Source organism: Flavobacterium hercynium, assembly GCF_002217285.1.
Classification (GTDB): Bacteria; Bacteroidota; Bacteroidia; order Flavobacteriales; family Flavobacteriaceae; genus Flavobacterium; species Flavobacterium hercynium.
In genome coordinates this window covers 96,354-108,831 of the sequence record NZ_MUGW01000025.1, presented here as the reverse complement: position 1 = coordinate 108,831, position 12,478 = coordinate 96,354, and the positions used below count along the sequence as shown (strand labels likewise).

Annotated in this window: 9 protein-coding genes; 4 read left to right on the top strand and 5 right to left on the bottom strand. The window is 35.8% G+C overall.

What is annotated here, in order from left to right; all coding sequences use genetic code 11:
* Positions 1–10: 10 nt before the first annotated feature.
* Positions 11–706 (bottom strand): ABC transporter ATP-binding protein, encoded by a 696-nt coding sequence (locus tag B0A66_RS12725; RefSeq protein ID WP_089050220.1) that lies wholly within the window; start codon positions 704–706, stop codon positions 11–13.
* Positions 707–945: 239 nt separating this feature from the next.
* A complete protein-coding gene (locus B0A66_RS12720) occupies positions 946–1,296 on the bottom strand; it encodes a hypothetical protein (protein WP_089050219.1) in 351 nt (116 codons plus the stop codon).
* A gap of 360 nt (positions 1,297–1,656) precedes the next feature.
* On the opposite strand from B0A66_RS12720, the gene B0A66_RS12710 reads away from it, so the two are divergent.
* Positions 1,657–4,113: a TonB-dependent siderophore receptor gene (locus B0A66_RS12710; RefSeq protein ID WP_089050217.1), complete on the top strand. Its 2,457-nt coding sequence runs from the start codon at positions 1,657–1,659 to the stop codon at positions 4,111–4,113.
* 94 nt (positions 4,114–4,207) lie between these two features.
* Here the strand turns inward: B0A66_RS12710 and B0A66_RS12705 are convergent, their stop codons facing one another.
* The 3 genes from B0A66_RS12705 to B0A66_RS12695 are packed head-to-tail and all read right to left on the bottom strand — an operon-like array spanning position 4,208 to position 6,288.
* Positions 4,208–4,501 carry a DUF3861 domain-containing protein gene (locus B0A66_RS12705; RefSeq protein ID WP_089050216.1) on the bottom strand — a complete coding sequence of 98 codons (294 nt, stop codon included), beginning with the start codon at positions 4,499–4,501 and terminating at the stop codon, positions 4,208–4,210.
* A gap of 15 nt (positions 4,502–4,516) precedes the next feature.
* A complete protein-coding gene (locus tag B0A66_RS12700) occupies positions 4,517–5,239 on the bottom strand; it encodes a LytR/AlgR family response regulator transcription factor (protein ID WP_089050215.1) in 723 nt (240 codons plus the stop codon).
* Complete coding sequence (locus tag B0A66_RS12695; RefSeq protein ID WP_089050214.1) at positions 5,236–6,288, bottom strand: sensor histidine kinase; 1,053 nt, start codon at positions 6,286–6,288, stop codon at positions 5,236–5,238. Before B0A66_RS12695 ends, B0A66_RS12700 begins: the two co-directional genes overlap by 4 nt.
* 270 nt (positions 6,289–6,558) lie before the next feature.
* Here B0A66_RS12695 and B0A66_RS12690 point away from each other — a divergent pair, with 270 nt between their 5' ends.
* From B0A66_RS12690 to B0A66_RS12680, 3 genes are read left to right on the top strand one after another with little or no spacing between them, the layout of a single operon-like run.
* Positions 6,559–7,713, top strand: coding sequence for an efflux RND transporter periplasmic adaptor subunit (locus tag B0A66_RS12690; protein WP_089050213.1), 1,155 nt, complete (start codon positions 6,559–6,561; stop codon positions 7,711–7,713).
* A 6-nt stretch (positions 7,714–7,719) separates the two neighbouring features.
* Positions 7,720–10,887: an efflux RND transporter permease subunit gene (locus B0A66_RS12685; protein WP_089050212.1), complete on the top strand. Its 3,168-nt coding sequence runs from the start codon at positions 7,720–7,722 to the stop codon at positions 10,885–10,887.
* A 20-nt stretch (positions 10,888–10,907) separates the two neighbouring features.
* On the top strand, positions 10,908–12,311 hold the full coding sequence (locus B0A66_RS12680) for an efflux transporter outer membrane subunit (RefSeq protein WP_089050211.1): 1,404 nt from the start codon (positions 10,908–10,910) through the stop codon (positions 12,309–12,311).
* Positions 12,312–12,478: the final 167 nt, after the last annotated feature.

The window sequence follows — 12,478 nt, the reverse complement described above, 5'->3', positions numbered from 1 at the left end:
TGTATTTCCTTTATACCGTTTGTAAATACAAATCTTCCAGTTCATTTGCCGAGATTTCCTCTGCATCGATAATGGTAACAAGATTACCCTGTTTCATAATCCCAATATGAGATGCGACTTCTCTCGCTCTGAAGATATCGTGCGTAGCCATCAAAATTGCAGTTCCGTCTGCAGAAAGTTCTTTCAGGATTTGAGAAAACTCATTTGATGCCTTAGGATCAAGACCACTTGTTGGCTCGTCCAGCAACAATACTTTTGCTTTTTTGGCAATAGCAATTGCAATTCCCACTTTTTGACGCATTCCTTTTGAGTAACCTCCAAGATTTTGATCGTGAGCTGTGATTTGCAAACCTGCTTTAGTTAAAAAATAAGTAAGTTCTCCTGTAGAATATTTAAAACCAGCCAGTGAAGAAAAGAATTTTAAGTTTTCTAAACCGGTAAGGTTAGGATAAAGCATGACAGTTTCCGGAATGTAGGCAACATGTTTTTTAGTTTCCTGAGCATTTGCGGTTACGGATATATTGTTGATTGTAAGTTCTCCTTCTGTAGGTTGTATAAAACCTAAAAACAAATTGATAGTGGTAGTTTTCCCCGCACCATTCTGACCCAAAAGCGCAAAAATTTCGCCCTCTTTAATAATTAGATTCAGATTGTTCAAAGCGACATGATCGCCGTATTTTTTAGTTAGATTTTGTGCTACGAGCATTTTATTTTAGATTTTTTTAGATTGTTGGTTTTTTAGATTTTTAGATCGTAAGATTGTTAGATCTTTAGATCGCAAGATTGTTGGATTTTTAGATCGTTGGATTTTAACCAAGATGCTTGTCTTATTAGATTTTAGGTCTTTAACAGGGATAGTTATACATAAAGCGGTTACCCCAAAAATTATCAGGACATACTTTAGGACTTTAAAAACTTTCGACTTTTGACTTTAAAACTTTCGACTTATAATAAAGGAGGTGCTCTTAGCGCAAAAAGACTTCCTTTAAAAAAAGTTGAAGAAGTTTTTGCATAAAAGAAAGTGGTTGCAGTTACAACAGTTGCTTTGTGGAATGTTACAGCGTAAAAAGAATTTGAAATAAACGTGCTAAACGTAAAATGACAAATAGGACAGTTATTATTGTCTACACTGTGACTGTGCGTAATTTCTTTTTGATTGCCTGTATATTTATGTTCACAAGTTTTTTCTGTAATCTGCTGGAAAATATGCTCGTAGGAATGAATAGTCTGAAACAGCATTGACAACAATACCGTTAAAGACAACAAAAGATTTATTATAATAAACTTTTTCTTCATTCTTGTTTTTGAAAGAGTTACGATATAAAATGCTTTTATTTGGCACAATTATAACGCAACTGGGTTGCAAATATAAAGATTTAATGTTTATAAACAGATTTGTTAGATTATTAGATTGTTGGATTGTTGGATTTTTAGACTTTAGATTTTTGGATCGCTTATTCGGTGAATCGTTAATTTGTTTAATCGTATTTAATCTTTCAATCTTTCAATCTTTCAATCTTTCAATCTTTCAATCTTTCAATCTTTCAATCTTTCAATTTCTACGATTAGAATTGTTTTTATTTAGATTGATTAAAAATAATTTGGTTTGAATAGTATTTGAGTTTACTTTTGTAGGGAATTTTAACTTAAACCAAGATGAATATAATAACTATTAAAAGAATACTATTTAGCTTTTTGTTTCTAAGCTCCTTACAGATGATCGGGCAGGAGACAGGAAAAATAGTTGGAAAGATTTCTTTGAGTGGCAATACACCTGCAGAAAATATTGCAGTAACGCTTCAGGGAACAAAATATAGTGCTCTAACTAATTCGAAAGGATTATACGAGATAAAAAATGTTAAACCGGCAAGCTACACGATTAGTATTAAGGCTGTTGGTGTTAGAGCAGTAGAAGATAATATAGTGGTGATAGCCGGACAAACCACTACAAAAAACGTTACACTTTCTCAAAGTCAGGAAGATCTTGATGAAGTGGTAATTACAAAAAACAAATACAAGCAAGACAAACCTTCATTGTCGTTACGTTTGAATACTCCGGTACTTGAAATTCCACAGAACGTTCAGATCATTAGCGGTCAGACGCTAAAAGATCAGCAGATAACAAGTATGAGCGATGGTGTAATTCGTAATGTGAGTGGAGCGGTACGTATCGAACATTGGGGTGATTTATATACCAATATTACGATGCGTGGTTCTCAGGTTCAGGCTTTCCGTAATGGTTTTAATGTAGTATCCTCTTTTTGGGGTCCGCTTACAGAGGACATGAGTTTTGTAGATCATATTGAATTTGTAAAAGGTCCTGCAGGATTTATGCTGTCGAGCGGTGATCCAAGCGGACTTTACAATGTGGTTACTAAAAAGCCAACCGGAATTACAAAAGCAGAAGTTAGTGTAATGGCTGGAAGTTATGACTTTTACAGAGCCAGTGTTGATTTGGATGGAAAGTTAGACAAAAGCGGTAAACTTTTATACCGATTCAACGGAGCTTTCCAGAAAAAAGGATCACACAGACCGTTTGAGCACAATGATCGTTACGTAATTGCTCCGGTACTTTCTTATCAGTTTGATGATAAAACCAAAATTACATTAGAGTACAATTACCAACATGCGAATATGAGCGAAATTGGTTCTTACTATGTTTTTGGTGCTAATGGCGGCGGTTATGCATCGCTTCCTGTAGATTTTACAATGACACAGCCGGGAGTTCCTGATACTAAAATAAACGATCATAGTGGTTACTTTCAATTCGAGCATAAATTTGATGACAATTGGAAACTTACAGCGCAAACTTCTTATTTTAAATACATTCAGAAAGGATATAGTTCTTGGCCAGCAGGAGTTGGACCAGCAGATATTGACTTAAATTACGATGGAACACCTGAGGGAACTCTTGGTGTGGGTGAGATCATACGAAATGTAGCGATCTGGGATGCAGAAAGCAATATGTTCTTAGGGCAGATTTTTGTAAATGGAAAATTCAATACAGGAGCAGTAACTCATAAAACTTTGGGTGGAATCGACATGGGAAGTAAGGATTATTTAGCAGATTGGCTTCAGTCGCATAATCTCGATACTTTTGATAATCCGTTTAATGTTACAGCACCTAATTATGGTCCTCCAGTAAACGGAATGCCAAGTTTTGATAGAGAAACACTACTAAAAGACAGGGCTGCGATTGCAGGCGGAATCATGAACAGTAAATATGCAGCAGGATATATTCAGGATGAACTTGGTTTTTTTGAAAACAAATTCAGACTTACGCTTGCAGCAAGATACACTTGGATAAGTCAGTCAAGTTGGGGCGATCCTGCAATTTCTGATAGTCATATTACACCTCGTATAGGAGCAAGTTACTCCATTACCGATAATACGGCTATTTACGGTTTATACGATCAGGCATTTACCCCACAAGGAGGCGTTATTAAATCGGGTGCAGATGTAAAACCGCTTACAGGTAACAATGTTGAATTCGGAATCAAAAAAGACTGGTTTGACGGTTCATGGAGTACTACCGTTGCAGCTTACAGCATTTTAAAGAAAAACGAGCTTACTTCAGATCCTTCTAATATTCCAAATGCACAACAATATATGATTACATTGGGTGAAAAAAGAGCGCGTGGTTTCGAATTTGACGTAAGAGGTAAAATTGTGGATGGACTTAATTTAATTGCTAATTATGCCTTTACAGAATCTGTTGTAACAGAAGTTAATCCTGCAGTTTCATTAGCAACAGGAATTGAAAAAGGAGATATTGTACCGGGATATTCTAAGCATGTTGCCAATGCCTGGTTAAATTACAATTTGACAAACGGAAAACTAAAAGGATTAGGTGCTTCTATTGGAGGAACATTTTTAGCGGGACGCGAAACAGATACCTGGAGCCCTGGATTAGAAAGACTTCCTACTTACTTTAAATTAGATGGAGGATTGTCTTATGAAATCGGAAAAATGAAATTTACAGCCAATGTATTCAATATTCTAAACGAATATCTTTACAGTGGTTCGTATTATTCTTCTACAAATGTTACAGCTTATTACTGGCAATCAGAACAACCTAGAAATGTTAGATTAGGTATTACTTATAAATTCTAATTTTTAATAAAATATTGATTATCAAAAAGGGCTTACGTGAGTAAGCCCTTTTTATGTTTTGAATTCCTATATTTTTTTCTGTTGAAAAAATAATTTACATGCTTTTAAGTTTCTTCATAAAAACAGGGAAAACTTCGTTTAGTTCATCGAATAAAGGATTTTTGCGGTGCTTTAATTTTACCTCACTAAATAATTTTAAGCCAAGAGCAAATTGTGTTGCTTCTTCCGGATTTTCGAATATATTTTTATCTTTTATTCTTTCAATAATACTGAATATTTCATCATGATTATCAAATTCGATTTCAAGTTCCTGAACAGGTTCGGTATCACCATTTGCATATTGAACCGACTTTAGTTTTAGATTATATTTGTTTGCTCTTTTTTCCATTTTTAGTATTGTTTTTTATCGAATCCATTTATCGACTATCGCTTTGAAGGTTTCTTTGTATTGTTCCCCAACAGTGACTTCTGCCTTGTCAATAAATATAGAGTTTTTGCTGATCGCACTTATTTTATCTAACGAAACAATATAAGAACGATGAATTCTCATGAATTTTGAAGAAGATAGTTTTTCTTCTAATGCTTTTAGCGATATCAGAGAAAGCAGCGATTTTTGAGGAGCAGTCAGATGTATTTTTACATAATCCTTTAAACCTTCGATGTAAAGAATGTCTTTTAAACTCACTCGAACCCATTGATATTCTACTTTAATAAAAATAAACTCATCATCGACAACGGTGGGCTGATTAGAAGATTCTTCAAACAACTCGTATACTTTATTGGAAGCTCTTAAAAACTCTTCATAATTAAAAGGTTTTAAAAGATAATCCATTGCATTTACTTTGTATCCTTCGATAGCATAATGATTGTATGCCGTTGTAAAAATGATTTTAGGTATAGGTGGAGGCTGTTGCTGTAAAAGTCTTGCCAGTTCCATTCCTGATAAGTTGGGCATGTTGATATCCAGAAAAACCAGATCGGGTTGTTTTTCTCTAATCAAAGTCATCGCCTCAATAGCATTATCGCAACTGTGAACCAGCTCCAGAAAAGGAGTTTGCTCTATAAACTTTTGCACTAGCTTAAGTGCCAATGGTTCATCATCTACTGCTATACATTTTAAAGTCATTTTTCTAAAGTTATTTGCAGGTTTACTTTGTATTTTCCTTCCTGATTAATACCGGCAATCATTGCATGTTTGTGCGGATACACCAATTGTAATCTGCGTTTTGTGTTGGCTAAACCTATTCCGCCTTCTTCGCTGGAGGTGATACTTTTTTCAAAAAAAGTATTCTCTACTTCGAGTTCAAGATTGGTTTCATGTTGTTTTATTACAATGGTTATTTCGCTTTTATCAGTAGCATGCACGCCATGTTTAAACGCATTTTCAACTAAAGGTAATAATAACATTGGAACTATGGGGTAATCATGTAGTTTTTCAGGAATATCAGTGGTAATAGTTAATTTACTATTGGCACGTAATCGCATTAAAGCAATATAATCTTTTAAAAAATCTACTTCTTTGAGTAAAGTCGTTCTTTCGCCTTCAGTACTGTATAATAAGTAACGCATCATTCTGCTTAAGGTATGCAGCGCATTTCGGGAATCTTCTATATCAGAATACGTTAAAGAGTAAATGCTATTCAGCGAATTGAAGAAAAAATGCGGATTAATTTGCGCTCGCAACATCGACAATTCTGCCATTGTTTTGTCCTGTTCAATCTTTTGCTTGTGCTGGGCAGCTCTTTGCCAATGCTGTAACATTGCCCAACTCGTGCTGATTCCTAAAACCAGTAAAGTAATGGTGAAAACATAATTGTCGAAAAAACGGCTTCTGTATTTTTTAAAACCTAATAAGGCGGCAATTTTATTATGAAGATCAGTTTGAGAAGTATAGAAATACGCAATAAACTGCATCACCACAACGATACCAAATGCCCATAATAAAAACGCTGTTGTTCTGTCTTTAATGATGGTTTTCGGTACAATTATTTTTGCATTAAAATAAAAGATAACAATCATGAAAAACAATACAATAGATTGCCATAACCAGAAGAATGTTGGAATTAGAATATTCCAGGTAAGCGGTATGTAAAATAACAGTATGTATCCCAGTAATACCCACACAAGTATATGCAAGCCGGTAAAAAGATACGGTTTAAAGAAGTTTTTTAACATTACAGTAATAAAGTTTTTGACAATATTACATTTTATTTAAATACGCTGAAAAACCAATCGCTAAACCCCGAATCAGAATCCTTAAAAGCAGGATTACAGCCGATGAAATTGTTTCTCAAAAAGCCAAATTGGTCCTTTTAGCTTTGATCGACTGCCATCTTATCTTTGTCGATTCTTTATCGTGCTACGTCTATTAGAAGTTTTTGGTATGTATTCTTTTAGTTCTTTTGCTTGCGCAAAACATAAAAAATATAATATACAATACGCCCAATGAATAAACAATCTCTTTTAAGCATTCTCGCAGTATCTGTTTTTATCGCTTCATGTGGTAATAAAAATGATAAGTCGGCTCAGGCTGGAGGTGCTCCGCAAGTTAAAGAATATAAAACAATAACCTTAGAAACGCAATCGGCTACCTTAAATACAGATTATCCGGCAAGCATTCAGGGACAGCAAAATATAGAAATCCGTCCGAGAGTAGAAGGCTATATTGAAAAAATATATGTAGATGAAGGTGCTGTTGTAAAAGCAGGACAACCTTTGTTCAAAATTAATGCTCCTGAATATGAGCAGCAAGTTCGTACTGCTACAGCAAGCATTAAAAGTGCACAGGCAGCAGTAAGTTCCGCAAAATTAGCCGTAAACAAAGTAAAACCGCTTGTTGAAAAAGAAATCATCAGTAAATACGAATTGGAATCTGCGGAATACAATTACGAATCTGCTATGGCAACATTAGCGCAAGCTAACGCAAGTTTAGTAAATGCTAAAACAAATTTAGGATATACTACAGTAACAAGTCCGGTTAGCGGAGTTGTAGGTTCTATTCCGTTTCGTTTAGGAAGTTTAGTAAGTTCAAACAATGCTGAACCAATGACTACCGTTTCGAGCATAGGAAATGTATATGCGTATTTTGCGATGAACGAAAAAGTACTTTTAAACTTTACGCAAAGCTCAGGTACATTAGCACAAAAAATCAAACAATTGCCAGCCGTTTCATTATTACTTTCAGATGGTTCTGCTTATGGTGAAAAAGGTCATATCGAAACAGTAAACGGATTAATCAATACCGAAACAGGATCCGTAAACATCAGAGCTCGTTTTCCAAATCCAAAAGGAATTATCAGAAGTGGAAGCAGTACTACGGTTCGTATTCCAACAGAAGTAAAAGATGGAATATTAGTGCCACAAAGTGCAACATTCGAACTTCAGGATAAAATGTTTGCAGTTACTGTTGGAAAAGACGGTGTAACAAAAAATGTAAACATTACTGTCATGGAAAATAATGCCGGAAATTATTACGTAGTATCAAGCGGATTAAAAGCCGGAGATCAAATTGTTTTAGAAGGTGTTGCGTCATTAAAAGACGGAAGCCAGATCAAAGCTCATAATCAAAGTGCAGAAACTGTTTACGCAGACTTAAAATAAAAACACATGTTTAAAATATTCATACAAAGACCAGTCCTTTCAACGGTAATATCTGTTATTGTCGTTATTTTAGGTGTTCTGGGACTTACGGCGCTTCCAATATCGCAATATCCGGATATTGCTCCGCCAACAGTAAACGTTTCAGCGAGTTATACCGGTGCCAATGCCGATGTGGTACTTAAAAGTATCGTAATTCCGCTGGAAGAACAAATTAATGGTGTAGAGAACATGACATACATGACTTCTACAGCAACTAATGACGGAAATGCATCCATCAAAATTTTCTTTAAAGTAGGTACAAATCCTGACTTAGCTGCGGTAAACGTGCAAAACAGGGTTTCCAGAGCTACAAGTTTATTACCTGTTGAAGTAACTCAGGCGGGTGTAACCGTAACAAAAAGTCAGAGTAGTAACTTGTTGATTTTCTCTTTATACAGTGATGATAAAGCCTACGATCAGACTTTCCTTCAAAACTATGCTAAGATCAACTTGGTGCCTCAAATTCAGCGTGTTGTTGGAGTAGGAGATGTAACCGTTTTTGGTGCTAAAGATTACTCGATGAGAATCTGGCTGAAACCGGACATCATGCAACAATACAAACTGATTCCAAGTGATATTTCGGCTGCCATGGCAGAGCAGAATATAGAAGCTGCACCAGGTAAATTTGGTGAAAATGGAGATCAGGCATTTCAATACGTAATCAAATACAAAGGACGTTTAACCACGGCTAAGGAATTTGAGGATATCGTAATTAAATCAGTTGGTAACGGACAAGTATTACGTTTAAAAGACGTTGCTAAAGTAGAGTTAGGATCGCTTAGTTATGCTTCAACGATTAAAACAAACGGTGTAGAATCTGCGGCTATGGCGATCAGCCAGACACCGGGATCGAATGCGCGTGACGTAATTATCAACTCTAAAAAACTGATTGAAGAAGCGGCTAAAAGTTTTCCAAAAGGAGTAAAATATACCGTTCTTGTTGATGTTAACGAAAACTTAGATGCCTCTATCGAAAAAGTAATTCATACATTGATCGAAGCTTTTATCCTGGTTTTTATCGTAGTATTTATTTTCCTTCAGGATTTCAGATCGACATTAATTCCGGCGATAGCGGTTCCGGTTGCCATTGTAGGTACGTTTTTCTTTCTGAATTTATTTGGTTTTACCATCAACTTACTAACGCTTTTTGCGATGGTTCTGGCGATTGGTATTGTGGTTGATGATGCGATTGTTGTTGTAGAGGCAGTCCATGCCAAACTGGATGACGGTTATAAATCGTCTAAAAAAGCGACAATCGATGCCATGGACGAAATTTCAGGAGCGATCATTTCGATTACCTTAGTAATGGCGGCGGTATTTATTCCTGTAACCTTTATTACAGGTTCAACAGGAGTTTTCTACAAGCAGTTTGGTATTACATTAGCAGTAGCGATTTTATTGTCTGCCGTAAATGCATTAACGCTAAGTCCGGCTTTGTGTGCATTGTTACTAAAACCTCATGCAGATGATCATAAACATAAAAGTTACCTGCAACGATTTTATACCTCGTTTAACGTTGCGTTTGATAACGTAACCAATCGATACAAACGTTCGGTAAGTTTTCTTTCTGTTAAAAAATGGATTGTTCTGGCATCTATTCTTATTGCCAGTGGTGCATTGTATTATATGATGAAAACTACACCATCAGCATTCGTTCCTTCAGAGGATCAAGGAACTGTTTTTGCAAATATTAGTTTACCGCCATCAGCTTCTATGGAGCGATCAGATGTTATAGCGAAAAAAGTAGACAGTATTGCTAAAACCATTCCGGGTGTTAAAAATACATTGCGTATTGTGGGGCAAAACTTTACCGCTGGAGCAGGTAGTGCTTACAGTATGGTTATTGTAAAATTAGAAACATGGGACAAACGTGATTTAAGTGTTAATGACGTAATTGGTCAGCTTTTTGCAAAAACAAGCGGAATTCGTGAAGCTAATATTTTCTTTATTTCGCCTCCAACCATTCAGGGATTTGGACAAAGTGGTGGATTCGAATTTCAGCTTCAGGATAAAGGTGGTCATACGACTTCTGAATTCTTTAAAGTAAATACCGATTTCTTAGAGAAACTTTCAAAACGTCCTGAAATACAATATGCTACAACACCTTTTAACCCAGGTTTCCCTCAGTATATGATGGACATCAATTTGGCAAAAGCAAAAGATGCAGGTGTTTCAATCAACTCGATATTATCAACAATGCAAGGATATTACGGAGGATTGTATGCTTCGAATTTCAATAAATTTGGAAAACAATACCGTGTTATGATTCAGGCTTCTCCGGAGTTTAGAACCAATAAAGAAGGATTAAACAAAATATTTGTTCGAAACAGTTCAGGAACAATGGCTCCAATAACAGAGTTCGTAACGATGACAAGAGTATTTGGACCGGAATCTATTTCAAGATTTAACTTATTTACGTCAATCGCGATTACAGGAGCACCAAATCCGGGTTATAGTTCAGGAGATGCTATTAAAGCCATTCAGGAAGTAGCGGCAGAAAATCTTCCGGCAGGTTACGGATATGAATTTTCAGGATTAACACGTGAAGAATTAGCTTCAGGAAGTGAAACAGCTTTCATTTTCATCCTGTGTCTTGTATTTGTATACTTCTTGTTAAGTGCACAGTACGAAAGTTATATTTTACCATTTGCGGTATTATTCTCTATTCCGTTTGGATTAGCAGGAGCATATTTATTCTCGATTATTTTTAAACTGAATAGTAATATTTACTTGCAGATTTCCTTAATCATGTTGATTGGATTGCTGGCGAAGAACGGTATTTTGATTGTCGAATTTGCATTAGAAAGACGACGTAAAGGATTGCCAATTGTACAGGCAGCACTTGAAGGAGCTGTATCACGTTTACGACCAATCTTAATGACCTCTTTTGCCTTTATTTTAGGACTTGTTCCTTTGATGTTTGCAACAGGTGCAGGTGCGGTTGGTAATAAATCAATTGGTACAGGAGCTGTAGGTGGAATGCTTATCGGAACTATTTTAGGAGTATTTGTTATTCCGGTATTGTTTATCATTTTCCAGACTTTACAGGAAAAAATTAGTGGTCCGGCAAAAGATGGTGATGATGACGATGAAGATGAGGAAGAAACACAACTATTAGAAGCTCCTCAAGCGTAATAATTTAATTAAGAAAAAAGATGACTCATAGTTCAACTAAATATATTTTAATGGTAATCGCAGCAACACTTCTAAGTGCCTGCGTTACCAAAAAATACGAACGCCCCGCAACACTTTCTACAGAGAAATTGTTTCGTGATGAAGCTGCTGCGGATTCCACTACAATCGCAGATATGCCTTGGCAGAGTGTTTTTAAAGATGCGAAACTAATTGCCTTGATTCAAAAAGGACTTGATCAGAATCTTAATCTGAAAAATGCCATTGAAAATATCGTACAGGCACGTGCAACATTACGTCAGAGTAAATTAGGATATTATCCAACATTAAACTTAGATGCAAGTGTAGCCCACAATAAACAATCTCAGGCTGGACTTAACTTTCCTCCGGGAATCAACATTAATACCCTGACAACGACTTATAAATTAGGATTAAGTTCGTCATGGGAAGCGGATATTTGGGGTAAATTAAGCAGTTCTAAACGTTCTGCATTTGCTTCTTATCTGGCAACAGATGCGGCAAAACAAGCCGTTCAGACACAATTGATTTCGGATATTGCTACCAATTATTTCTTGTTACTTTCTTTTGATAAACAATTGGAAATTACCAAAGAAACATTAGAAAGCCGTATTAAAAATGTAGAAACGATCAAATCGCTTAAAGAAGGTGCAATTGTTACCGGAGCAGCGGTGGTACAGAGTGAAGCGAATAAATATGCAGCGGAAGTTTTGATTCCGGATTTAAAACAAAGTATTCGTGAAACCGAAAATGCTTTAAATATTTTAATGGGACAAGGTCCGGGTGAAATCGACAGAGGGAAATTAGAAGACCAACAAGCGCTATCCAGCACTGCGGTAGGTGTACCTGCTCAGTTGCTTCAAAATCGTCCGGATGTTCGTCAGGCAGAATTTAATTTCAGAGTAGCATTTGAAAGTACAAATCTGGCTCGTACTTATTTTTATCCAAGTTTAACGTTGACAGCAAGTGGCGGATTTTCTAATTTAAAAATACAAGACTTTTTTACCAATTCGATTTTCTATTCGCTTATCGGAGGTTTAACACAGCCGCTTTTTAATCAGGGTGTAAACAAAGCCAGATTAACAACAGCACAATCGAAACAAGTACAGGCTTACAATAGTTTTCAGCAAAGTTTATTAGTGGCAGGACAAGAAGTATCAAACGCTTTGTATTCGTATCAAATGGCAGTTGAAAAAGAAGATTCAAGAGCAAAACAAATTGAGTCACTTGAAAAATCAGTTGATTTTACACAACAGCTTTTAGAGTATAGTTCAGCAACCAATTATACAGATGTATTGACTTCTGAGCAAAATCTTTTATCAGCACAATTAAGTGGTGTAAATGATAATTTACAGAAGTTGCAGGCAATGGTCAATTTGTATCGTGCGCTTGGTGGAGGCTGGAAATAATATAATTTTCAGCAGCTAAAAAAGGCTTTGATATTACGTTCTTAAATTGCTAGTCTGAAAAAATTAAGTCGGCTAAAATTGACTGTTTGTCGATAAGTTTGGTCGTTCGGTATAATAATAATTTGAACTCAGATTATTCGGATTACATTAGATTCAACAAATCTAAT